This is a genomic window from Robinsoniella sp. KNHs210, from assembly GCF_000686105.1.
In the GTDB taxonomy this organism is placed as follows: domain Bacteria; phylum Bacillota; class Clostridia; order Lachnospirales; family Lachnospiraceae; genus Robinsoniella; species Robinsoniella peoriensis.
This window is the reverse complement of sequence record NZ_JMLZ01000002.1, coordinates 4,716,094-4,742,477: the sequence shown is the minus strand read 5'-3', so window position 1 is coordinate 4,742,477 and position 26,384 is coordinate 4,716,094. Positions and strand designations below refer to the sequence as shown.

Genomic DNA, 26,384 nt, shown 5'->3' with positions numbered 1-26,384 from the left:
TTATCCCATTGCACTCCCGCTCACACATTGCAAAGTTGGTAATATCATATTAATAATTAATATCCACAATTTTATTTAGAATGAACCACGTTATTCGTCTTACATAAGAAAAAGCTTACACAGCTAACTTAATCATATTTGTCTTTTGATCTATTCCTTTTTATTCTTTAGATTTATAAAGGAATTCTTATTAATATTAAAATCCCACAATAAGATAATATATAGCATATACTGAAGATTTTCTATGCCGTAAAGCATTTTAAATTGTTGTCCATAATATAGATTTCGGAAACCGTTCATGGTTTCTGTATGAAGGGAGTAAAATTATGAAAGTCAAGTTATTTACAAAGATCTTAACAATAACTATAACAATCTCATTGGGGATATCCAATATTGCATTTGCTGCTTCTGATCATGTGGAATCAGAAGCGTCCCAAGTGGAGAATCCTATTGAATCAGAAATTCCTGTTAAAATTGACACTGATGAATTTGATGTACCTGTTGAATTTCAAAAACAAATAAACAAGCATCTATCAGAAACAGAAAAAGCATCTTCTGTTTCTGAAATTACCGTTGAAAATGAATTAATTGCAACTGACGAAGCCGAAATTACAGAATCCTTAACCGAGCCGAATAGCAGTGATAGCAGATCTGATCATGTTAAAACATCAGGGGAATCAGAAAATAATATTCAAGCCTCCTCTGATATTATATTCTCACAATCCGAGCAGCCAGCGCAGGTTGGAGATACTTTCAGTACCACTTTTGGCATATATCAGATTTTAACCGTCGGTGAGAAACCAACTGCTATGCTAATAGATAAAGCCCAGAGTGATCCCAACGGTAACTTTATCTATGGGGATACTTCCAAACCTTGGACTGCAAGTTATAAAAACGTGGAATATTCAGTTACTGAAATTGGTAAAAGTAGTAAATTAACAGGCATTTCCGGTACTATTTCCATTCCAGAAGGTGTTACTTATATTCATAATGGGGCATTGTCAAAAGCTGCCGCCAGAAGGATTGATCTTCCGGCTTCATTGGTGCATTTTGATGAAGATCATACACTCCATAAACTTGAACTCATTACCGTAGCAGAAGGAAACCAATATTACAAAGTAGAAGATGGCGCACTTTTATCCAAAGATGGTACCAGACTAATTCTTTACCCGGCAATGTATCAAAATGACTCCTATACTTCACCGGAAAGTGTTCTCAGTGTAGAAGAAGATGCTTTTTATAATAATGCGTTCTTAAAAACCATTACATTAACTAAGGTTACTACTATTAAGGACTATGCCTTTTACGAAATGCATAGTATTGAAACGATTATGTACCCCAAGACTCTTACCAATCTTAGTCCAAAATATGTTACATTTAATTGCTTCACCCTAAAACAAATATTTGTAGAAAAAGGTAATCCTATACTATATGATGAAAATGGAATTCTATTTTTTAAAAATGAAAATGAATATATGTTAGTAGTATACCCTGCTTCATATCCATTAGATGAATACTGCATTCCATATGGAGTGAAATCTATTTCCAGTTTTGCTTTTAATGGAATAACTCATACAAAAATGATTAATATTCCAGCTACTGTAAATAATATTTACTCTTATGCTTTTGAAGAAACTCAAATCCCCATAGAGTTTATATTACAATTTTCATCTCCAATAAAATTATCACAGAGTGCATTTGATCGTCTTGCCCGTGGCAGCAAATTGTATGTGGAAACTGATAAAATAAAAAATGGTTTTCTTAAAGACTTTTTAACCACTAACATAAATGAAAATGGAGGAACCCAAATAGATACGGAGACCCCCGTTATCGTTGACTATGAGAAAGCCGTATCTCGTATTGAAAATTGGTATCTTTGTAATAATAAAAAATATTACTATGATATAAGCGGAAATTTAGTAGTTGGTTTGCAACAGATTAATCAATACAAATACTATTTCGGTGAAGACCATATAATGAAAACTGGATTCCAAGATGCTGATGGAAAGACATATTATTTTTTCACTGACACTGGAAAAATGTTAACTAACTCTGGAATTGAATCTATTGATAATAAACTTTATTTTATCAAAACTGATCATTCTATTTATAAAGAAGCAGAACTAACTTATGATAATAAGATTTACTACTTAAACACTAATACTGGAGAAATTATATGTGACAGCCTAAGTCATTCCTTTGGTCCTTGGCAAGATACGATTGCCGCGACTTGCACGAAAGGAGGTTCACAATCCCATACTTGCTTAAAGTGTAACCATATAGAAACACGGACTTTATCTAAATTACAACATCAGTTTAATGACTGGATCATATTAACCGAACCAAACTGCACATCACAAGGAATAAAAATGCATACATGTCATTTATGTCATACCAGTGAACAGCAGATTATTAATAAATCATCGCATCGTCCTGGTAAATGGATTATAAACCGACAACCAACTTGTCAGTCAAATGGAAAAAAATTATTAACCTGTAACATATGCACACAACTAATACAGTACGAGGACATCCAACGACTCCCTCACAAATATGGTAATTGGAAAATAAAACGTCAGGCTACTTATGTTCGCACAGGTAATAAAACCAGAACCTGCAGTATTTGTGGTAAAACAGATCTGATTATTATTCCTAAACTATTACGTAAGAATATCTCAAAAGCGATAACATCCTCCATCAAGCAGAGAACCTATAATGGAAGATCACAAAAGCCATCAATTAAGCTTATACTAAACAACAAACTGCTCAAAATGAATGCAGATTATAGCATCAATTATAAAAACAATAAAAAGCCAGGCAAAGCATCGATCATTATCAAGGGAAAAAGAAATTATTATGGAACGAAAAATTTGAATTTCTACATTGCACCAAAAGCTCCTACCATACGCAGCTTAAGCTGTTACAAAAAAAAATCATTATCTTTACGAATAAAAAAAGCTTTTTCTTCCAGTGGATATCAATTCACTTATTCACTAAGCAGAACATTTAAAAACAAAAAAACTACTAATTTTAGCGGAACTTCAAAAACGATTAATCATTTATCCTCAAATAAAATTTATTATATTAAAATACGCGCTTACAAAAAAATAGGTAGAAAAAAAATTTTTGGTCCTTATAGCAAAACATCAAAAGTATTAATAAAATAACACTTACTCTTCCCAATATACACAAAAACATCCCGCCCTATCATCGAGCGGGATGTTCTTCACAATTACTATTTATTCATATACTGTTCTTTTATAACCTTTATAGCATATTCAAAATCGTTCTTATTCTTCAATCCCTGCATCAGCTCTTTTATTTTTAGGATCTGTTCATGAGTATAAGTGTTCGTTTCAACAGAAGTTTCATTTTTTAGAATGGCTTTGAGTTCATCTTTATTCCATTTCGAATATTTATCCAGTGTATCCAAATGTTGTAGGGATATAAACCTTACGTATTCAACATTACTTGCTGTTAACTGTGCTGGCTCTAAAACAGTTAGTTTCATAGTTTTCTGCGTTTCTTTACCAAAACGGTCTTTCACTGAGTAAGTAATAAAATACTCTCCTACATCTTGAATAAGCTCTGGCTGTATGATATTGCTCGATTCATTTTGGATGTATAAAATCTTTACTTTATCCTGAATATTAATATAATTTCCATCTGCATCAGTCAAACCCTGATTCTTTGCTGCATCATCTTCAATATCATTTGCTTTTGCATAATTTTGCAAATCATTCATCATTAATGGTTTCCTTCTAAGCTCTTCTGTTGTCATAAAAAGATTCTCCGGTACTTTTAAAGTTGGATAATTGTTATATAATATTCTAATATCACTTTCTCTTGTTGTGCTATTTCCTGTACTGTCTTCGACCTTGAATGTCAGCTTATGCCTAACTTCTTCATCCTGTATCATTCCCTTTTTATCGTAAGTATCTAAGAAATACTCGTCTGGCATATTCTCAGCAAATATTATATTACTTTGATTAGGTTTGTAACCATTTTGTATCGGAAAATATTCAATACCTACAATTTTTACATTATCATCAAGAAGGTGTGGATAATATTCCATACTTTTGATTTTTATTCCATCTTCCTTGTCAGTGGCACCATTCTCTGATAAATAAATCTCCTCCATCAACTGATCTTTTTTTACAACTTCACCTTCATAAAATTCTAATACTGTAGTCTCTATTATTGGAGCTTCATTCCAAATAGCATTTAAATCCAATTGGTAATCATAGTCAACGTCATTTAAAACTCTTGAAACAGGTTTTCCGTATGCCTTTACTAACGCTGATACAGATACATGTTGAGATTTCTTATTTATAAGATGTTTTTTGCTTGTTATTTTTATATAATTTGGAAAAGTTGTGGCTGGTACCACAATCTGTCCTGGCAGAAAACGAATATCAGATGATTGTTTATTTGATTCTGGGTCCCATCCCGCATATGAATGGCTATTAAACACAAACTCATTCTCCCGCAATGTATAATCAGCCTCTAACGGCACAACATCCCCTGCCATCTTCCCTGTTCCCCCATTCGGCAGATAATTAATCAGAACTCTTTTACCATCCAATAATACCTGATACGGATAGTCCCTATCTACACCGGTCTGATCATCAATCACGATTCCCTTTGCGTCTGCGAATTCTTTCGTATCAGCCTCCAAAGAATACTTTCCTGTTTGCTTTTCTGTATTGAATTTGTAGTTAGCCAATATTCTGCCTTTAAAAGTATCCTCTTCCTTCATGGATGTAATAAAAGCCGCTTCGCACGTATTCTCCACAGTAATGAAATGATTCGGTGTTAAAAATATATCCTGTGTCACATTTGGATTTCCCTTTACATTTAAAATACCATTTTGATATATACTATTACCCATCTCATGAGCTCCGGTGACTCCATTGGGAAAGAATTTGGATGTAATTTCTTTGCCGTTATGTAAGATACCTCCGGAATATAGATTAAAGGTTCCTGCATTCTCTAATCCCCTTTTTGTATTTTCTGTGATAGTGCCACCGTTCAAAGTTGCAGTTCCTTCGTTTTTCAACCCTGTTTTTGCAAGCCAGATCTGATTTTCCTCACCCATTGTCATTGTACCAGTGCTTCCATTATAAATTCCAACATCAGAATTACCAGATAATGTACAATTTGCACCGCTAAACATATTTAATTTACCACGGTTATAAATTCCATAGGTGACGCCACTGTATATACGTGACCTGCCTTTAATGTTTAATCGGTCTGCATTGTAAATTGCACCGATTGAATTTTGTTTAGATTCTGCCTGTGCCTGAGTAAGTCCACCCGATGCATTTTCAAATTTTTCGAATCCGATTAAAGACCATCCATTACTGGAAGATGAAGCATTCTCCAAATTTACAGTACCTAACATATTAACAATTCCATACCCGCTATTTCCATAGATTCTGCCTCCGGTCATTGTAAAGGATGCAGCAGCATTTCCAAGCCTGATACCGCCACCGGTATTGCCGGCTTTACATTTATTACTATGGATCGTTCCCCCAGTCATTCGGATTGATCCATCATTGTTTATCCCTCCATCACCGGGAGCAGTATTTCCATAAATAGATGCATCATTTAATACCAGTGTATTACCTGACAACACCTGGATACCTCCACCCCAGGAAAGGGCTGTATTATTAGATATAGAACCTGATTTCATCGTATTCACAGGTCCTCCGAAGACAATGCCGCCACCAGTCACTGCTGTATTGCTGTTAATATTATTACTTTCTAATGTAACATTGGCATTGTAATATATTCCACCTCCATTACCTCCTGTAGCTGCATTACCCGTTATCGTTGTATTTGTGAGACTTAATGTCTTCGTATCATGGGTATCGGTATAGATTCCGCCGCCATTCCCAGCGGAAACTTTATTATTTTTTATGGTACCTCCAGATATGGTCAGTTCATTATTTCTTCCGCTAAAGATACCGCCGCCTCCGTTGGCTGCGGTATTTCCATTAATGCCTCCACCAGTCATGGTAAATGTCCCATCATTCCTGACACCTCCGCCTAATCTGCCTGAGCTATTATCTTTAATCTCTCCCCCATTCAATTTGAATATCCCATTGTTTTGCACACCGCCGCCGCCTGATGAAGTATTATTACGAATAAATCCTGATGTCATAGTATAGGTACCTAGATTATAAACCCCTGCCCCCGTCCCGTAGTTTTTATTATCATGGATATCTGCGTTCCCCATATTTACGATTCCGGAAACTGTATTGTATACCCCATAAGCAGTGCATCCGTAAATTCCTCCACCATTTATATTTATATTCTTACTATTGTAAATTCCGGCTTGTGCATTTAAAACCAGAACTTTCTCTATTGACATTTGTCCTGAATTATCTATTGCATGAGTGGACTTCCCTGTTATAACCGGCAAATTTCCTGATGAATTAATCGTACAAATTCCTACATTATTTATATTAAAATTAGTTGTACTAGCTAGACAAATCCATGCATTTGCACTTCCCTGAACGGTGAGATTTCCCTTATTATAGATATTTCCCTCTCCATTATTACTTGGTGTAAAGGAGGTACTGCTTGTCCATGATGAGAATCCCATACCTGCTCCATCTTTCACTTCTACTGTTCCGGCGTCATTATGTATCCCATAGCCGCCAGCATTTCCATATATCCACCCGCCTTTTACAGTCATTTTGGGATTATATGCACCATGCTGTTCAATTCCGGATCCTTTATTGGAAGTATTACCATATATTTTACCATTTGATATGGTTAAGACTGTAGCAACTCCCTGGGTGCCGCCATCATTACATATTCCACCGCCACTGTTAGCAGCTGCCCGGTTTCCCCCGATCTCGCCCCCGGTAACATTCAGGGTATTTTTATTCATTATACCGCCGCCGTAAGTCGCAGCAATATTATTCAATATCCTTCCGCCATTCATAATTAATCTATTATTGTTATATATAGCGCCGCCACTTGCTGATGCTGTATTTCCCGAAACAGAAGCAGTGCCCTTCATCGTTATTGTACCATCATTATAAATACCGCCACCATAATTTCCTTTATTAGAATTAATTCGGATAGAGTCTGCATCTCCACTTTGTGCATCTAACAAGCAGGTTCTGCCAGTATTATTATAAATTCCACCACCTTTATCTCCCCCTCCATTATTAATAATCTCTACCCGGTTGCCCAGACCATAGTCTGTTGTAACAATTGCCATATTACCGTTATTCATAACACCTCGTAACGTACAATTTTGTATCACCGTGCCTTTCGTTGAAAAAGGTGAATTTTCCATCATACAGCTATCTTTTTTGGTATTCTCATTTAAAATACCTGTCTTAGCGCCATCAATATTGACACCATAAAGGTATACATAACCTGTAAGTGTATTGCGGATACCATATGATGCATTCCCCCATATTTTAGTTCTATTACCATTTGTATTGCTTGTAATATCCAATGTCCCTTCATTGTGTATGGCTTCATTCCCTGTATGGTAAATCCTACCTGCGGATTCTATCCATACTTCTGATTTGTTGGATATGGATATTCCATAGGACGCATTAGAGGAAACTTTATAAGTGTCCGCATTTGCATATGATGTTAATCCAACATATACTGAACTAATGTCTGCCATAGAGTTATTTATTTGAATACCAATATCATTATTATAGATATATCCGCCGCTAAAATTAGCATATGCATCCTCTTTATTACCACCGTTTGCACCATTTCCATGATTAACCCCAATACCAACGATACAGTTATAAATACTTCCTCCAGTGACTTCTATCGTACCACCATTGGAGTGGACGCCCTGTCCATACTGCATTTTCCGATTTGAACTTTCACAATAAATTTTGCCATTTTTAATCAGAATGGTTCCGTAAGATCCAATTCCAAAGGTATTTCCACCGCCGTTTACAGCTGTGATCTCTTTCGTATTCATAATGCTTCCACCATTCAATACTATAGTTGTATTTGGATCTCCATATACGGTATGATAGCGGCTGTTGCGCACAAGAACGTTACTGTTGATTGTAGTTCTAGCCGTTCCCTGAACTATGATATTACTGGAATTGATACAGTTTCCAGTCCCTTTTGACGCACTTGCACCGATATATAGTTTATTATCTGCCACGGAGCCGTTGGATGCCAGATGGGTTCCCGTTGCTGCAAATGTTACTTTGCTGTTACCATTTATAATAAATGCAGTAACATTGTTTCCATTGGCAGGCGTGATTGTCCGGTTGCCGCCGGCTGCCCTAATCGTAATATTTTTATTTGTGATAACAACATTTTTTAATGTCATATTTTTGGAAATATTGATAATATCACCACTGCCGGACTGTCTAATTGCAGTTTCCAGTTCTGCCTGTGTTGATGCACTTCTGGTTGTAGCTGCAAAAGGAGAAATAGCATTTTTTAAACCATTGTTTTTATCTACAATAGAAACATTAAATTTGATATTTGCTTCCGGATAATTCTTCTTAATGTAATCGTCATAATAACTTTTGAGATCTTTGTATTTCTTTCCAGATTTATCACTGCGCTTTTTCAGGATATCCTGAATTTCAGAATCCTGTAATTCCTTAGACATCTGCAGGGCATTGTAATACAGGCTTCCAACATAGTTGCGATTTCCTCTGGAATCTGTTTTTCCATATGATTGAATTTCAAGCTTTACATAGCTTGGATACTGGAAAAATGCATCTTGATTTATCTTAATTCCTTTACCTTCTGCATCCTTTTCTCTGACCTTAAAACAGTTGTAAAATGCATACCCTTCTATTTTCTGCATAGAACCTGGAAAACTCTCTGCCTGAAGATTAATATTCTTACTAAACGCTCCCTCTTTGATAACTTCAAGATTGCCGGGAAACCGTACTTTTGAAAGACAGTAATTGTCAGCAAAAGCATATTTACCAATAACTTTTAAAGAATCCGGCAATCGCAGTATCTCTGCATTTAAACAATTACGAAATGTAAAATCACCTATAGCAGTTATTCCTTCTTCTATAATAATAGTTTCAATTTCAGCCTTTATATCATCGATGGGGTTTTGGGTATACATTGATAAATCAGGGAGATTTCCTTTCCCGGTTACCGTAAGTACTCCATCCAGGAATTCACCCCTTATGTTCTCTGAAAATTGAATAAGTTGCTTTTTACTCTTTGTTTGTTTCGAATTGGCTTGTGTGTTCGTTTGCGTTTTGTTTTCTGGATCAGCTTCTGAGAGAGATTCTGAATCAGCTTTTGAATTTCCTTTTGAATCAGCTTCTAATTTTACTTCTGAATTCGTTTCGTTATTAGATTCTATTTCCTGGCGTTCTGTAACTGTTGTTGTTTCGCTCTCTGACTCAGACTCGGTTTCCTTATGAGACTCATTCACACTCTGCAGTACTTCCAGTCTGTAACTTATTTTTATTCCATATTGCTCAAGTTCTATAAGATAGTCAAAATAGTCATTAACAGTTTCAAACGTCTGATTATATTCCACCTCCAATTGTGATAAAACCTTCCCAGTCTCTTCACTATCCAGCTTTATTGCCAAATCTGCAGCTGCCTTGTATATATTTCCAAATAGTACCCGGCTTCCATTTTCCAAAAAGTATGCTTTATCCGGGGTAAAAACAACTTGATTCCGGCATAAATAGAATGCTTCAGCACCAATTTTAATTTCCTGATCTGTGGCTGTCTTGTTATGATAACAATTGTAAAAAGCTGCTTCGCCTACTGTTTTTAGACTTATGGGGTATTCCGTATTGCTGAGGTTAATCCCATTAAAAAATGCCCCTGCTCCGATCTCTGCCACATTTTCAGGAAAATTTATTTCTTTTAGGGCTACGTTATAAGCGAAAGAATAATTACCTATGGCAACAAGTGTTTTTGGAAGTTCAACCTTCTCTGCATTAACACAATCAGCAAACACATAATTCCCTATTTCTGTAATACCCTCCCCTACCTGTATGGAGGTTATATTTTTCATAACTTCTTTCAGTGGCGAACTTCCTTTTTCGTAATCAGGTATCTTTCCAGTACCTGTAATGATAAGCTTTCCCTTGTCAAATTCTCCCTTTATTTCATCTGTAAAAATAATTTTCAGAGCATCATCCCCTGTCTGTTCCTTCTTATCTTGTTCCCTCTTATCTTGTTCCCTCTTATCCTGTTCCCCCTCCTTATCCTTTTTCTCTGTTGTTTGCGTTTCATTTTCCTTTTCTATTATCTTTTCCTTCTCTGTCACAGATTCAACTGATATCTCCGGTACTCTTTTGTTGACTGCGTAGGCGGTTTCCGGCATACACATCGCAAATATTAATGTAGCTGCTATAATAATTTTTCCTGGTTTTCTTTTCATAATATAATCCCCTAACTGCATACCGCACGAAATGTCATGTCTCCTGTTACTACGATTTTGCTGAAATCCCCATCCCATGCAGTATCATCTGTTAATTCCCACCGAATCAAATTGGCAGGTTCCGGTTGTGGTGCTGTCAGGCGCCCCTCATGGTAGACCTGTATCTGCCGAAACAGTGACCCATCCTTATTCAAAAATCTGACCTGATAGAACTTGTCATTTGGATCCTGAAACTGCTCAAATATCACTGTTTTCCTTACTGCGATCTTCCCCTCATTCCCGTTAAAATATTTAAAGTGTTCTACGGCCTCTACATCCATACAACCATTTTCAAAGTCTATATTTTTAATATGAATATCAATATCTGCATCACTGGTTATTTGTGCAAATAAATTCCCGGTTAAATCTGCAATCAGTTCGTCCTGATCCCTGATTGGATACGTATGATCCAGATATTTAACTTTCATTGTCTGTTCAATTGCATTGGAAAGACTTTTTTCCAGTTCCGATTTTCTGATATTTCTTCCTGAAACAGTATAAATAATGCTTCCTGTCAAAAGTAAAATCAGGATGCTGATAAATGTAATGATTCCCGCTTTCATATAATCCTCCCTTATCTTGCATAACCACGTATTGAATGTTGTTCATTTGTTATATTTAAAATTCCAATATCGTAGTTATAATTAAGAACAACCTCAGCTGTTTTTTCATAATCTTCTATTTCATAAGGAAGTATTGGTTCAAGAACATAACCTTTATCTGCCGCATCGGTATATAGATTTTCTATTATCTCCTGATTAAAATTACTGGCTTCCAACTCATTTATGATAGATGCATGATAGTCTCTTGCATTAGCGGTATTGATAGATGCCGTAATATATGCGGTTCCTGAAATTGCAAGTAACGCAAAAGTAATGGTAATCATAAAAAATTCAACAATTCCTTTCATATTCTCTCCCTTATCTCTAATTTAGTACGACAATGCCCCCATCACAGCCCACAAAATCTTCACCATTGACAATCCAATTATAACAATTGCGGCTGTCTGACCATATTCTTCTAAGATATCCTTCATAAGTGCCTCCATCTCCAAAACCTTCTTTTATATCATCCCCAGCATGTGTTTTAACGTGATCTATTCCTTTATACCCAAATATCTTACATTAGATCCATTCAACTTTATAATCTCCTGTATTACCATCTCTTTTAAGGTGGAACTATTGATTTCATTTGCAGCATATATTTTCAAAGAAACTCCGCCCGTCTGGCTTGCCGTCAACTCCAGGCAGTCCTGGTAGCTTAACGGATCTGCCTCAATTAACAATTCTCCCCTCAGCTTTACACATCCTGAGAAAGCTTCATCCATAATACTTACGGAAGAAAAGATGGGTCCCATTGAAGTCATTTCGGTGCATCCTTTAAAAGCCTGGCTGATATTTTCCACTGTATTTTCGATGTAACCATATTTTATGGCTTTGCAATTTTGAAAAGTCCCCTGCATTTTGCGGACTCCATAGAACTGCGGAATCACTTCCAGTCTGGAGCATTCACTAAACCAATAACTGACATCCTCTGTTCGGACAGAACGTGCAATCTCACATTCCGTTATCTTATCTGCATAATTTTTCAACCATGGTATCTGTTCTGGACTTCCATAAGCCTTTGCTGCTCCTTCTCCATTAATGGTAAGTACATATCTTTTTGTAAAAGTGCCGCCAGCCTGATAATCGTACTCAAAAATCCTTGCCGACACCGTTTCCGCTGCCTGTCCAATATCCCATTCTTCCAATAATTTTGCTGCCCCCAGACTATCCGGATTATTTACGATTGCTATGGCAAATTTCTTATCTGCAGCAAGCCCCTGGGAATCCTCTGCACGAAACCGAAAAGACATCGTCCCAAACTGAACTGCCCTGATTTCATAATCAGATGTTACCGGTGTCCCATCCTCCAGGTAATACCGGATATGCTCTTTCAGATCATTTCCGTCAGCATCGGTTGCACTTACCACCAGATCTCTGATCAGGATCTTATCCCCAAGTCTTAATTCTGGAGAAGAGAAGACAAACTTTGGCTTTTTTCTTTTTGACAGGCTGCCCAGTTTCAATCTTGTAAACTCATTCCGTACATCCGGATTCGCAGGCTTAAGACTATCCACCATATCCATAAATGCTCCATGAAACAATAAAATCATCATGCTGATAATACCAATTAGGGCAATTATCAGCACTTTCCCATACTCCTGTATAAAAACTTTCATCCCAATGCCTCCCGCGTTAGTTGAAATTATATGGCTGTCCCAGCTATCATGCTGGAAAACCTTCTTGCCAGCACTTCTAAAAATCCACCTTCTTTCAAGCCACTATATAAAAACATTAATATCAGTCCCGCCAAAACAATTGCTATTATGACATATGCATATTCCTCTAAAACTGCTTTCATCTGACACCTCCTCTACATTCCCTGTGTTAAACTAAGTAAAGACATAAGAAAGACTCCCAGGTCCGTCATCATTTTCAGGGATCCCGTTACCATTGGAATCAATACCAACATGCCTGTCCCCGCTGTCTTATCTTCATTTATAATTCTTTCCGACTTATCCAAAAGCCGGTTATTACGCTCCACCATAAATATAATCTGCTTTTTAAAGTCTTCACTTCCTGATTCAGACATGGAATATAACATACGAAGGAAAGACTGAACATCCGGCAAATCAAACTCAGTCATAAATCCCAGATACGGATTAATGGCTGCCGGATTTTTTTCCATTTCACTCACCAGTTTTTGTAAGCTTTCCTGTAGTACATAAGGTGCCCGGTCAACAGACTTTGTTAACGCCACCTGCGGATTGTCCGTTTGTAACAGCAGGGATATCTCCATAATCCATACCGGAAATGCCTTGTCAACTTCCCTTACCATTCTTTTTTTAGCCATCTTAAGTCCCATCCCCGGCTGCATCAGTGCATAAATAACAGCTGATGCTCCAATGATCGTTACCGGGATATTTTGCAGTATGATTCCTGATGCACCTATCATCATGCAGAATCCCGCCATTATAAAGGACTTTTTTCTTTCTTTTTTTGGATTATGTTTCATTACACGATCGTAACATCTCTTGATCTCCTCCCGGTTCTCTTCCAGATCGTTTAGCCAGTCCACACTTAGTTTCTTCTGTCCGATATACCAGATGATAATATTGCTGATAATCAACGACATCGTTGCTGCTTGTGATAAACCATTGTGTAAAGTCTGAAAATCCTTTGGGAGCATAAACATGGTCAATCCACAAATCAGAAATGAAAGTGCCAGTGAAATGGTTATTTTCACTTTTAGATTACTTCTGTCCTTCTCCAACTCATATACTCTTTCTATCCACAGCCTTCGGTCTTCCAGTAAAATATCGATTGCTCCGCTGAATTCTCCGCCAAAGCTCTCTACCTTTATTAAGAATTCATGCGCCTGACGCAGTCTGCGGCATCCGTAAGCCTCTTCCATTGCAGAAAATGCATCACGGTATAGATCCCCGCTCTCTTCAAGCGGTTTATTCTGAATGGCGTCCATAACCATCAGAATATGGTCATGCATCTGGCCTTCAGGAAATACGGCCAGAGTATCCTGGAGAGACGAGAGAATCTTTGGTCCTTTACGAAAGGAATACAGTAACTGCTCCAGATAATTTGTCACATCCTGAAATCGCTTCTGCTGATACATATTCTTATACGTATTTAAAATAATAAAAGGGGAGAGAAAAAGAGAAAAAATTGATACAGCCAGAATATAAGGCAATTGTAATTGATAAATCATACTTATGATAAAAATACTGACGAGCGCCAGCAGATAAAATTTCCAAAAACCCAACAGGGAAAAATGATACCCATACCTGTTTACTTCATACACTAAATTTTGGGGGCTGAGCCAGTTACAAATACCCGGTTTTCTTTTCGCACTCACTTCCAATGTTCATACCTCCCTCGTACCCGGAAGGGATCTTCGATATTATCCTGTGTAAATTTTCTCTCGATATTATGTGGAAGTTTACGACTTGTCATTTCGCCATTTTCAGCAAGCATCATAATTTCATTCACCCCTCTAACTTCATTCCTGTTATAGATACAGATTTGTTCGATATATCTCTGTATCACTCCTACATGATTCATTCGCTTTTTTAATAAAACACCCACATTCACAAATGAGTATATGTCATTTTCCATGCGGTTCGCAGCCAGGGAATCTTTCATCATATTCTGAATTCTATCCGGCACTTTGCGAACATCATCTGTATGCAGCGTGGTCAGACAATGGGTACCCGTACTCATTGCTTCCAACAAATATTTCACTTCCGCCGATCTGGCCTCTGACAACATAATCCACTTTGGATTTTGGCGCAGACATGCTTTTATTGCCTTGGTATAATCAAACAATTTTTCATTTACTTTTAGTTCCACCGCATCCTTGCCTGGATTAATATCTGCATAATGAATTTCCAGATTATCCTCAATCGTGATTACTCTTTCATTCGCAGGTACAAATCCAGTCAGATATTTCAGCAATTCCGTCTTTCCCGATCCCGGAAGCCCACACATAATAATATTCATATGAGCTTTTACGGCATTTTCTAAAAATGCCATCATCTCTCCCGAACAATATCCTGTTTTTTGCATCAACGACTCTGTCAGCCGTCTGCAGGGATCTGTTTTACGGATTGATACAGAGCGGCCAGTACTGGCTACACTTTCGTGTATTATTGATATCCGCAGAGTTTTCGTCTCTGCCTCCAGCAGATTTTCATTTTTATTGAAATTTGCGCTGACCGCATTGGACAGACGCATACTGAACTGATTGATAAAATCTGATGTAACTTCGATGTCCTCTGCAAGAAAACGCCCCTTTTCCAGGTGATCTATCCAGGTATCCCTGCCATTATAATTGATGTCTGTCACCAGGTCATCTTTAACATACTTTAAGAAAGGTCCATAATTTTCTTCTTTAAAGGTCCAAAAATCAACTGCATTATTAATACTGCTTCCTCCTTTCTTTCCTTGTTATGCAGGGATCTGAGACGGTCCCTGCAATTAATTGTACTACCAGGGCATTGTTATTTGAGGGGGGCTTGAGATACCAGATTTGGTAATGAAATTTGTGACGGTGGCAGCGACTGCTTCACCGATGTAATGTCCCAGTGGCGTTGCCAGTAATACCATAATCAGCGCAATAATTGCAACGATAATGATAATACCATATTCCTCCAGAAATGCTTTCATAGGCATATTCCTCCTTTCCATATTTTTATATAGAAAATCCCTATAAAAATCAGAGACTATTCTAGCTTCGTTTATAATTGTGCGATTTATCACACTATTAAAACAACAAGTGTTATCGCTTGTTTCTATAATGATTACTGCTGTTATTTGCGTTAAAAATCCTTCTTGTTACAAAATAGGGAAAACCTTTGGCGATATGCCAGAATTTATATCATTTAGATGTATATCCACACTTTAACATAATATATTTATTTTGTCAATAAAAAAGAGTGATGTTTTTAATATTATTAAAACATCACTCTTTGTCTGTATATTCTATTTTTACCAGAGTCAATCCTTCCGGCCTTGCTGTCTCACCTGCTTTTTTCCGGTCCTTACCTTCCAGAATATCCAATACATACTCTGGTTCAAAGCTGCCATTTCCTACCCGGATTAAGGTACCTGCGATTATTCTTATCATATTGTACAAAAATCCATTCCCTCGAACCCGGATTGTAATCAGATCATCATTCTTTTCAATATCCAGTGAATAAATTGTTCTTACCGTATTGGTTATCTCCGGTTTATGGGTACAAAGCCCGGCGAAATCATGCTCCCCTACCATATAAGCAGCCGCTTTACGCATACGCTCCACATCCAGCGGGATATAATAGAACAGGGAATACAGGCGGCGTATAGGGTCCTGAAACCGTTTATTCAAAATTTTATACTCATATGTTTTCACCGTGTTGCAGAATCGCGGATGAAAATCTTCTGGCACTTCACAGGAATCCTGAATACGGATGTCAGACGGAAGCCTGGTATTCATCGCATAAGAAATCTTATCTGCCGGCATTCTTGCCATTGTATTAAAAACAGCTACATTCCCCAGGGCATGTACTCCGGCATCTGTTCTGCTGGCACCGATTACCTTAATTTCCTCCTGGAGAAGTTCGGAAAGATGATGATTTAATTCATCCTCTATCGTATTCCCATTGGGTTGTACCTGCCAGCCGCAATAATTTGTGCCGTCATACGCAACCACTAATTTTACTCGCTTCATGTTCCATGCACCTACTTTTATTTCATATCCAAACTCTCAATATAGTATCAAATTATTTTTCTTTGAAATCAACTGATTATATTTTAATCCCTGAAATCCATTCCTGCTGTTTACATTTTTACATATAATTTTATCAGTATCATTCCTGCTAAATACACTAAAAGGCAGATATACGCTGCATAATCCTGCTTTTTATAAACCAGCGGCTTCATCTTGGTTCTTCCTTCACCGCCATGATAGCCCCGTGCTTCCATAGCCATGGCGAGATCATTCGCTCTTCGAAATGCAGAGATGAATAACGGGACAAGCAATGGAACCAGGTTCTTTGCCTTTTGAATCAAATTCCCATTTTCAAAGTCAGCGCCCCGGGCCATCTGGGCTTTCATTATTTTATCCGTTTCTTCTAACAAAATCGGGATAAAACGAAGTGCGATAGACATCATCATCGCTACTTCATGTACCGGTACATGCAATTTATTCAGGGGACGGAGCCCCTTTTCCATACCGTCTGTCAGCTGGTTCGGTGTTGTAGTCAAAGTCATGACCGATGATCCTATAATTAAAAATGCCAGCCTCAGCGCCATAAATATTGCCGTTTCTATTCCTTCCCGGGTAATGGTAAACTTCCATATTGTCAAAACCGGGGTTCCGCCTGTTAAGAAAAGGTTAAAAACAACCGTGATCATCAGAAGAATCATAATCGTCTTCAGACCTTTTACCATAAATTTAAAAGGTACTTTAGACATTTTTATCACGACACCCAGGCAGACAGCAGCAAATGCATAAGCAATAAAAGACCGGACGATAAATAAAGATACAATAAATACAATCGTACCGACTAATTTAGTCCTGGGATCAAGACGGTGAATGGGAGATTTCACCGGATAATATTGTCCTAATGTAATATCTCTTATCATATTTATAACCATTGCATATTGCAGGACCGCCTGCAATACTGCCACAAATAAAACAGGTTGAAAGAATCACAGTGTGGCTTCCTTTCCATTTCTCATTTTTCTTTCAGCCTTTCAACATCTTCACCATGCATTATTGCATTTTTCTGCCTTTCATGGCTTTTAAGATGGCATCCCTTGCCTCTTCTACCGTGGTAGCGCTGGTATCAATATTCCATCCTTTGTTCTCAAGGGCCTTTACAGCATAAGTTACCTGCGGCGCCGCCAATCCAATTGCTTCTAACTCTTTATAATGCTGGAAGACATGCTTTGGCTTGCCATCAAACATGACTTTTCCTTTGTTCATAACGATAATACGCTCCACATAGCGCGCAACATCTTCCATACTATGTGATACCAGAACAACCGTTATTTTTCTCTCCCTATGGAGTTTTGCTATCTGATCCAGAATATCATCCCGTCCTTTGGGATCCAGACCAGCAGTAGGCTCGTCTAAAATCAACATTTTCGGCTGCATCGCGAGAATTCCGGCAATAGCCACTCTTCTCTTTTGTCCACCGGACAATTCAAATGGAGATTTCTTATAGTACTTTTCCTTAAGTCCTACCTGCTGAAGCGCCTCTAATGCCCTCGCTTCTGTCTCTTCCTTTGACAATCCCTGATTTTTAGGACCAAAACAGACATCGGTAAATACATCAATTTCAAACAGCTGGTGCTCCGGGTACTGGAAAACCAGTCCTACCTGATTTCTGAGACTGCGCATATCATACCCGTCCTGATAGATGTCTTCCCCGTCATAATAGATCTTACCGGATGTCCCTTTAACAAGGCCATTCAAATGCTGGATCAATGTGGATTTACCTGATCCGGTATGACCGATAATCCCGATAAACTGTTCATCTGGAATCTCCAGATTAATATTATCCAGAGCCTTCTTTTCAAATGCTGTACCTTCACTGTACACATAACTTAAATTTTCTATTTTCATCGACATAGTTCATTCACCAACTCATCTACACTTAAAATACCTTCCGGCAGATCTGCACCTGCCTTTTTTAACTCATGAGCCAACAGCGTTACCTGAGGAACATCCAGACGATATTTTTTCAGGGTTTCCACCTGTGAGAAAATTTCTTTGGGCGTTCCCTGCATTACAACTCTGCCCTCATCCATCACAATAACTTTATCGGCATGTACCACTTCTTCCATATAGTGGGTGATCAGAATTACCGTCACCTCTTCTACCTGATTTAAAGCTCTTACGGTACGGATTACTTCTTTTCTGCCGGTTGGGTCTAGCATAGCAGTTGGCTCATCCAGAACAATACACTTTGGATGCATCGCCACGACACCTGCAATGGCAACGCGCTGCTTTTGTCCGCCGGAAAGTTTATTCGGAGATGCTTCCCGATATTCCCACATGCCGACTGCTTTCAGACTCTCCTCAACCCGTTCCCAGATTTCCTTGGACTCCACTCCCATATTTTCCGGTCCGAACCCAACATCTTCTTCCACTACCGTTCCTATAATCTGATTATCCGGATTCTGGAATACCATGCCTGCAGTCTGCCGTATCTCCCACACCTTGTTATCATCCCGGGTATCCATCCCATCCACATACAGCGTTCCTTCCGTAGGTATCAGAATCGCGTTCAAATGCTTTGCCAGGGTAGACTTTCCAGAGCCATTATGACCCAATATTGCAATAAAATCCCCTTTTTTCACATCCAGATCCACATGATCAATCGCTCTTTGGGTAGATTCTACATTTCCGTCTTCCCCATATTTAAAATATTCATATACAAGCTTACTTGCTTTTATAATTCCCATATTGTCACCTGTTTTAGTTTAATCGTTAACAATTATAATCTTTGTATATTGTATATGATTTAATGATTTTTTACAAGGACTTTCGCGCCCAGAATTTCTAAAATGATTCTATATATTTTCTAAAATAAAAAAGCAATGGATGAATAGCGCCCCTTTCGAACAATTCTCTAAAATGAAAATTAAAAGAGAGTGCATAAGTTCGAAGAAACTTTTTTCACTCTCTTTTAATCACAATATTTTACACTCCCATATCCTGCAGATACTTTATCTCATTCTCACTCTATCCTTTTTACGGATTTTCCCTCTATTAGTTCTCCATCAAATACTCTCTGTTGTTCCCGTGCACCGTTTAAGATCACATCAAAGAGCATTTTTATCGTAGCTTCTGCCATTTCCTCTACCGGCTGTTTTATTGTTGTGACAGACGGATGATAATAAGCCGCCATTTCCAGACCGTCAAATCCCGCTACCGAATAGTTCTCCGGCACACTCTTTCCGGCATCAAAAATAGCCTTGCAGCATCCAATTGCAATACTGTCAGAAATTGCAAAGATAGCCGTAAAATCTTTTCCTGATTCCAGCAGTTCCTTCGTAACTGCATAACCGTTTTCCATTGAATAACTATCCACATCGTCCTTCATCCGGGCTACATAGGATTCATCGTATTCAATACCATGTTCCTCCAGCGCCCTTCTGTACCCCTCCAGCCGGAGCCTTCCAATACTCTCATCATCCTCACCGGATGCGATTATAGCAATTTTACGGTGTCCCTGCTCAATCAGGTAACTTACCATCTTGGCACTTTCCTTTACATCATCCACGTAGACACTGGAATACTTTTCACTGCCGGATTGGTCCCGCAGACCGATTGTACTGAGTACAAAGGGAACTGGAATCTGCTCCAGCTTCTCTCTGGAATGGGAAAAATGACCGCCTAAAAATACAATTCCATTCAATCTTTTTTCCTTTTCCAGGCGGATTGCAACATCCACCTCATCCTGGTGGTCATCCACATGCTGCAGGACAAATGTATATTTTTTCTCCTGAATTTCCTGCTCAAATATTTTGATCATTTTGCTAAAAAACGGGTTCGTAATCCCCTTAATTAATACTGCAATTGCCTTTGCATCTGCACGCTTTAAATTCCTTGCGCTGTTGTTGGGGACATAATGATAATCCTTAATCACTTCCATGATTTTCTGCTTCGTTTCTTCATTAATATCCGGATGATTATTCATCGCCCTGGACACCGTACTCACACCAACACCGCATAACTTTGCTATATCCTTAATCGTAATAGTTTCCATTGATCTTCCTCTTCCCACTATCTAATAGTAAAAGTATATCAACTGATGAATAAAAATACAAGAAAAATAAGATGTAATGCAGTACTATCCTCTGCTCCGGTTTTATCTATCCCATTGTCTTACTCACTTCTGCCAAATAAAACACAAAGTTTTCTGATTTTGCTAATCAATTCTTCATCAAAATCTTCATCGGTTAAACGCCAGGTCCAATTATCACCTAAAGTAGACGGCGTATTAATTCTGGCATCGGAATCCAGATAAAGATAATCCTGTACCGGTATTACCGCCAGCATTGCCACACTGGAAAGTGCCAAACGAATGAACTCCCAGTGAATTTCTTCATCGCTTCTGCCATACAGATTCATATATTCTTTAGCAAGCTCCCGGTCTTCCTCTGCCATTTCATAATACCAGGTTCTCAGTGTCTGGTTATCGTGGGTACCGGTATAAACCACACAGTTCTTGTCATAGTTATGAGGCAGGTAATTACTTGGTTCCCTGGAATCAAATGCAAATTCCAGCACTTTCATCCCCGGGAATCCGCTCTCTTCCACCATCTGTATAACACTTGGAGTTAAATATCCGAGATCTTCCGCAATCACCCGCATTTCCCCTAACTGCTTCCTTAACTGCCTGAACAGATCCAGTCCCGGACCCTTTTTCCAACATCCATTTTCTGCAGTCTTATTTCCATAAGGAATCGCGTAATATTCATCAAATCCCCGGAAATGATCTACCCTCACAATGTCGTAAAGGCGGAAACACCGTTCCATACGTTTTGCCCACCATACATATCCGGTCTCTTTGTGATATTCCCATTTATACAGAGGATTCCCCCACAACTGGCCTGTAGCTGAAAATCCATCCGGAGGGCACCCAGCTACATCGATGGGCAGATTCTCATCATCAAACTGAAATAAATCCGGACGCGCCCAGGTATCTGCGCTGTCAAATGCTACATAAATGGGAATGTCTCCAATAATCTCCACACCGCTTTGATTTGCGTATTTCTTTAATGCATACCATTGTTCCTGGAACTTAAACTGCTGAAAGCGGAAAAAATTAATTTCATCTTCATACAGATTCCTGTACTTTTCCATTGCCTCCGGTTTACGAAGCCGGATATCCTCATCCCAATGGTCCCAGCTGACTCCGTCAAAATGATTTTTTACTGCCATATACAGGCAATAATCATCCAGCCATTCCTCATTCTCTGCTAAGAATTTCTGGTAATCCTGATTTCCTTCTAATTCACAGTGCTCGTATGCTTTCCGTAAAAGGAGAAATCGGGAGTCATAGATCTTTCCATAATCAATATGTCTTCTATTTGTACCAAAATCAAAAGACTTACATTCTTTTTCACTTAACAATCCTTCTTCCACCAGCTGGTCCAGATCAATGAAATATGGATTTCCAGCATAGGTAGAAAATGACTGGTATGGTGAATCCCCATAACCCGTAGGACCTAGAGGAAGAATCTGCCAGAACTTCTGGCCTGCCGCCTTTAATATATCTACAAAATCATATGCGCTTTTTGAAAATGTGCCAATTCCATACTTAGATGGAAGGCTGGCTATCGGTAATAACATTCCACTGGCTCTCATATAAGTGCCTCCTCTGTTCTTCTTTATCTGTTTCCGGTAACGTTATCGGTACCGTTTCCAATTCTATAATTATCATAGCACAGATATACACGGCTGGCAACTCCAATTCTCCTGATTTTTTGCATTTCAGAAAAACGCATAAGTTACAGCCCTGTATTCTGTGCACATTTACTTTAACTACTTTATCTTACGCCTGTTAACGACTATAATTCCGGCACTGACGAGAATCAATGCCCCAAGATTTCTCAGGGTAAAGGCATTCTCCTGAAGGAAAATTGCAGATAAAAACACTCCAAACACCGGAATCATAAACCCATAGATCGCTACCTTTCCCACGGGATTATATTTCAGCAGAATCGTCCATATGGAAAATGCTGCAGAGGATATAAATGCCATATATAAAAGCAGAAGTAACCCGGATGCAGAGAATCCGCTGACAATTTTTCCACCGCTTAAAAATCCTATTCCAATTAACAGAGCACCTCCAGATAAGAGCTGCAATGCAGTAATCAAAATGGGATCTTCTTTTTGCGCAAGCCGCTTTGACCACAAAGAAGCCACAGAATATGCCAATGCAGAAATCATCAAAAATCCTTCCCCCTGAATTGAAAAAGATGTATCCCATCCACTCAGGGAAAAATTAGTAAGAATGACTCCTCCAAACCCAAGAAGACACCCCACACATTTTTGAATATTCAGCTTCTCACTTTTCATAAAAAAATGAGCCAGTAATATGGTAAAAAAGGAATTCGACGCACTAATGATTGATCCTTTTACACCGGTGGTATTCGCAACTCCGATATAGAAAAAAATGTACTGTATCGTGGTCTGTACCACACCCAGTCCCAATATTCCGGGTATCATTTTCCGAACCGGAACCGGGAATCTTTTCTTTAGTATCCATACAAAAACAAACGTCATGATCCCTGCAAGGAAAAATCGATAGCCCGCAAATAAAATTTTTGATCCAATATCCTCTGCAGCTATCTGAAAGATCTCATATCCCGATTTCACACAGGGATACGCACTTCCCCACAAAGCAGTGCTGATCACGGCAAGTATTCCTACTATCCAGGGATTTGTCAAATAATGACCCGCATCTTTTTTCATATTCTCTCCAAAAAACAGAGCCAGACACAAGATCATCTCTGAAAAATGCTCTTGTGCGGCCCTATTTCGTATCTATTTATTAATTTACATCCCAGAGACGTTCGTAGATATCCATAATATCATCTTTGGTTGGAACTCTTGGATTGGTTGGTGTACAGGCATCCGCTAAAGCTGCATCCGCCATAGCCGGAATTGCTGCAAAATATTCTTCTTTTGTGCATTTTCCAGTCTGTGCAATACAAAGCGGAATATCCATTTCTCTTAACATGAACTGTACCCAGGCTACCAATGCTCTAATGGTAGTGATTGTATTAAAGTTCTGAAGTCCTAAGATTCTTGCGATCGTTACGTATTTTTTAACCTGTTTCGGGTATTCCTTCTGACTTCTGCTGTGTTTGCTTATGTAACTGTTATATTGAATAATAAATGGCAGCAGCATTGCATTCGCACGTCCATGAGGAATATGGAATCTTGCCCCCAGCTGATGTGCCATACTGTGATTAATCCCCAGCGAAGCGGAGTTAAATGCAAGTCCTGCAAGACAAGATGCAATATGCATTTTCTTTCTGGCATGTGTGTCGCTTCCATCCAGGTAAGCACGTAATAAGAAGCTGCCGCAGATTTCAATTGCTTTTTCGGATAATGCTGCTGCAAATTCCTGATTTTCGGTACTTACATATGCTTCTAACGCATGGGTAAATACATCCATTCCGGTATCTGCTGTGATTGCAGGCGGAACACTTCTGGTCAGCTCTGCATCTAAAATCGCTTCGGTTGGAAGCAGGCTTTCAGAAACCAGTGGATATTTAATCTGTTCTACCGGGTCGGAAATGACAGAAAATGACGTTACTTCAGAGCCTGTACCACTTGTAGTAGGTATTGCAATTAAAGCCATTTCTTCTTTTGCACCAAGCTTTGTAGCAAACTCGCGCATACCTTTTGCGGAATCAATCGCGGAACCGCCGCCTACTGCAACAATTGCTTCCGGCTGATATTCCAACAGTGCTTTTACGCCTAAAACTACTTTTTCAATCGGTGGATCCGGCACTACATCCTTGTATATGGAATATTCTTTCCCACTCTTGTCCAATCGTCTTGTTACCAGTTCGATCATACCGCTCTGGACTACAAACGGATCTGTTATAATCATTATTTTCTGATATGGAATATCTGTCAAACGGTCTAATGCATTGTCACCGAAATATATCTTCGTCTTAATATCAAAACTATTCATGATTCCCGTCCCTTCTTTATCACTTTTTTGTCATTGTTAACATATTAACATTAATATACCACATTTATTTGGGATTCGCAAGTTTAAATCCTAGAAAACAACAAAAATCCACATTGAAATCTACCTAATCCAAAACCCGCTGCTGCCGTATAATAAATGCAGGAAAAGAAAGGTATTCAGAAAAAACTTTTTATAATAAATAAGTGGGCATTTTATCCTTAATACCGATATAATTCTTCTGTACTCCTGTTTCCTGTTCAACCATAACGGTTTCTTTCGTTTCCTTTTTTACTCGTGCGGGAGCCTTGGTTTTTGCAGCTGCTTTTTTCACAGGTGCTGCTTTTGATGTTGTTTTTACTGCAGCCGTTTTCTTTGCCGAAGCCGCTTTTTTAGCTGGTTCTGCCTTCTTTGCCAGTTCAGCCTTTTTATCTGACTCTTCCTTCGTTACCGGCTCTGCCTTTTTCACTGGTTCTGCCTTTTTCACTGGCTCTTCCTTTTTCACCGGCTCTTCCTTAGGCGCAGTTTTTCTTCTGGTCGTTTTTTTCACGGGTTTTTCAGCTGCAGACACTTCCGCTTTTGTTTCTGATTTAACAGATTCCTTTTGTTCTTCTGCCGGCATTTCAGCTGCTTCTTTTACTTCCTGCTTCTCTTCTGCCATACTTTTTTCCTCCACTTGATTTTCTGTTGCCTGTGTCATAAACTCTATATTATTTTCCTTTTTACTTCCTGATTTCGCTGCTCTCATGATGCTTCCTCTACCTACTGCCAATTTCCAGTACCTCCTCTGCCAATGCTGTATATTCTTTTGCACTTCTGCTGCTCTTTTTATAGGCAACTACCGGTGCGCTGTTATCCTGTGACCATTCGATAGAACTGTCCACCCGAATATAAGATTCGAATAAATGGATATCTTCCATCTCCTTTAATGTTTCCATTGTCTGTTTAAAATAATTCTTTCGGGTATCTACTTTTGTTACTACAATTCCCAACAGTTTCAGTTCTGTTGAAATCTGCTTAACCTCATTTAAAAAATCAAACATATTCGCCAGGCCAAATAAGCCCCAGGGACTGGCTTCTACGGGTATGATTACCTGATCGGATGCACAGAGTATGTTCATTACCCATCCTCCAAGCGTAGGAGGTGCATCAATCAGTATATAATCGTAGATACCGGATGTACGAACCTTCTCAAGACACTTTTTCAAAATTAATTCTCTCTGCCATTTTGTAAACAATTCATATTCAATAGAACTCATTAAAGTAGAAGAAGGAATCAGATCCAGATTCTCATAAGCGGTAGAAACTATGTAATCACTCAAGTCCTTTTGGGCCTTTATCGCCTGATAAAGATTCTTATCGCCTGTAGCAAATTCTAATACCTCATCCTCTGTAAAAAATGACAGTGATAAATTCAGCTGCATATCCGCATCGATCAAAAGCACTTTTTTCCCGGCCATAGCCATAGCACATCCTACATTAGAGCAGGTAGTAGATTTACCACTTCCTCCTTTATTATTCGTAAAACAAATGACTTTTGTTTCTTTCATCAGGCACCTCGCTTTATTTCATAGATATTTCTTATATAAAATTGATTATACGAGGTTTTTTGACTTATTTCAACTTTTAATTTCTTACTGTTCCCGGAATAAGATTTCTTTTTCAGATAACAAAAGAACCAGGTTTTGAGTAAATTCAAAACCTGGT

The 26,384-nt window shown here is 38.5% G+C and carries 19 protein-coding genes; 1 reads left to right on the top strand and 18 read right to left on the bottom strand.

Translation table 11 applies throughout. The annotated features are described in order from the left end of the window. Positions 1-326 precede the first annotated feature (326 nt). Entirely contained in the window at positions 327-3,167 is a 2,841-nt protein-coding gene (locus CD03_RS0127130; protein WP_027296313.1) for an N-acetylmuramoyl-L-alanine amidase family protein, read from the top strand. Between the two features lie 68 nt (positions 3,168-3,235). Here CD03_RS0127130 and CD03_RS0127125 read toward each other — a convergent pair whose 3' ends face one another. From CD03_RS0127125 to CD03_RS0127030, 18 genes are all read right to left on the bottom strand, one after another. Next, complete coding sequence (locus CD03_RS0127125; protein WP_197041702.1) at positions 3,236-10,378, bottom strand: leucine-rich repeat domain-containing protein; 7,143 nt, start codon at positions 10,376-10,378, stop codon at positions 3,236-3,238. A gap of 11 nt (positions 10,379-10,389) precedes the next feature. Next, the gene (locus CD03_RS0127120; protein ID WP_027296311.1) at positions 10,390-10,980 is read right to left on the bottom strand and encodes a hypothetical protein; all 591 of its coding nucleotides are present in this window, start codon (positions 10,978-10,980) and stop codon (positions 10,390-10,392) included. Between the two features lie 11 nt (positions 10,981-10,991). Then, positions 10,992-11,327: a hypothetical protein gene (locus CD03_RS0127115; protein ID WP_027296310.1), complete on the bottom strand. Its 336-nt coding sequence runs from the start codon at positions 11,325-11,327 to the stop codon at positions 10,992-10,994. Positions 11,328-11,513: 186 nt separating this feature from the next. Further along, a complete protein-coding gene (locus CD03_RS0127105) occupies positions 11,514-12,638 on the bottom strand; it encodes a leucine-rich repeat protein (RefSeq protein ID WP_027296309.1) in 1,125 nt (374 codons plus the stop codon). Between the two features lie 26 nt (positions 12,639-12,664). Next, on the bottom strand, positions 12,665-12,820 hold the full coding sequence (locus CD03_RS38095; protein WP_156043044.1) for a hypothetical protein: 156 nt from the start codon (positions 12,818-12,820) through the stop codon (positions 12,665-12,667). A gap of 12 nt (positions 12,821-12,832) precedes the next feature. Beyond that, complete coding sequence (locus CD03_RS0127095; RefSeq protein ID WP_197041701.1) at positions 12,833-14,329, bottom strand: hypothetical protein; 1,497 nt, start codon at positions 14,327-14,329, stop codon at positions 12,833-12,835. After that, a complete protein-coding gene (locus CD03_RS0127090; protein WP_242849160.1) occupies positions 14,326-15,318 on the bottom strand; it encodes a CpaF/VirB11 family protein in 993 nt (330 codons plus the stop codon). The genes CD03_RS0127095 and CD03_RS0127090 overlap by 4 nt, the downstream gene beginning before the upstream one ends. Before the next feature lie 141 nt (positions 15,319-15,459). Continuing rightward, the gene (locus CD03_RS35005) at positions 15,460-15,639 is read right to left on the bottom strand and encodes a hypothetical protein (RefSeq protein ID WP_044289699.1); all 180 of its coding nucleotides are present in this window, start codon (positions 15,637-15,639) and stop codon (positions 15,460-15,462) included. Positions 15,640-15,934: 295 nt separating this feature from the next. Continuing rightward, a complete protein-coding gene (truA, locus tag CD03_RS0127080; RefSeq protein WP_027296306.1) occupies positions 15,935-16,681 on the bottom strand; it encodes a tRNA pseudouridine(38-40) synthase TruA in 747 nt (248 codons plus the stop codon). Between the two features lie 110 nt (positions 16,682-16,791). After that, positions 16,792-17,598 carry an energy-coupling factor transporter transmembrane component T family protein gene (locus tag CD03_RS0127075; RefSeq protein ID WP_027296305.1) on the bottom strand — a complete coding sequence of 269 codons (807 nt, stop codon included), beginning with the start codon at positions 17,596-17,598 and terminating at the stop codon, positions 16,792-16,794. Positions 17,599-17,728: 130 nt separating this feature from the next. Continuing rightward, the gene (locus CD03_RS0127070; protein WP_027296304.1) at positions 17,729-18,589 is read right to left on the bottom strand and encodes an energy-coupling factor transporter ATPase; all 861 of its coding nucleotides are present in this window, start codon (positions 18,587-18,589) and stop codon (positions 17,729-17,731) included. Then, positions 18,580-19,425 carry an energy-coupling factor transporter ATPase gene (locus CD03_RS0127065; RefSeq protein ID WP_027296303.1) on the bottom strand — a complete coding sequence of 282 codons (846 nt, stop codon included), beginning with the start codon at positions 19,423-19,425 and terminating at the stop codon, positions 18,580-18,582. The genes CD03_RS0127070 and CD03_RS0127065 overlap by 10 nt, the downstream gene beginning before the upstream one ends. Before the next feature lie 275 nt (positions 19,426-19,700). Beyond that, complete coding sequence (locus CD03_RS0127060) at positions 19,701-20,732, bottom strand: LacI family DNA-binding transcriptional regulator (RefSeq protein ID WP_027296302.1); 1,032 nt, start codon at positions 20,730-20,732, stop codon at positions 19,701-19,703. Positions 20,733-20,851: 119 nt separating this feature from the next. Continuing rightward, positions 20,852-22,336 carry a 4-alpha-glucanotransferase gene (gene malQ / locus CD03_RS0127055; RefSeq protein WP_027296301.1) on the bottom strand — a complete coding sequence of 495 codons (1,485 nt, stop codon included), beginning with the start codon at positions 22,334-22,336 and terminating at the stop codon, positions 20,852-20,854. Positions 22,337-22,513: 177 nt separating this feature from the next. Next, a complete protein-coding gene (locus tag CD03_RS0127045; RefSeq protein ID WP_027296300.1) occupies positions 22,514-23,446 on the bottom strand; it encodes a DMT family transporter in 933 nt (310 codons plus the stop codon). 79 nt (positions 23,447-23,525) lie between these two features. Beyond that, entirely contained in the window at positions 23,526-24,680 is a 1,155-nt protein-coding gene (locus CD03_RS0127040) for a 1-propanol dehydrogenase PduQ (protein ID WP_027296299.1), read from the bottom strand. 190 nt (positions 24,681-24,870) lie between these two features. Beyond that, positions 24,871-25,449: a hypothetical protein gene (locus tag CD03_RS35000; protein WP_052377999.1), complete on the bottom strand. Its 579-nt coding sequence runs from the start codon at positions 25,447-25,449 to the stop codon at positions 24,871-24,873. Beyond that, positions 25,436-26,227, bottom strand: coding sequence for a ParA family protein (locus CD03_RS0127030; RefSeq protein ID WP_027296298.1), 792 nt, complete (start codon positions 26,225-26,227; stop codon positions 25,436-25,438). The genes CD03_RS35000 and CD03_RS0127030 overlap by 14 nt, the downstream gene beginning before the upstream one ends. Positions 26,228-26,384 lie beyond the last annotated feature (157 nt).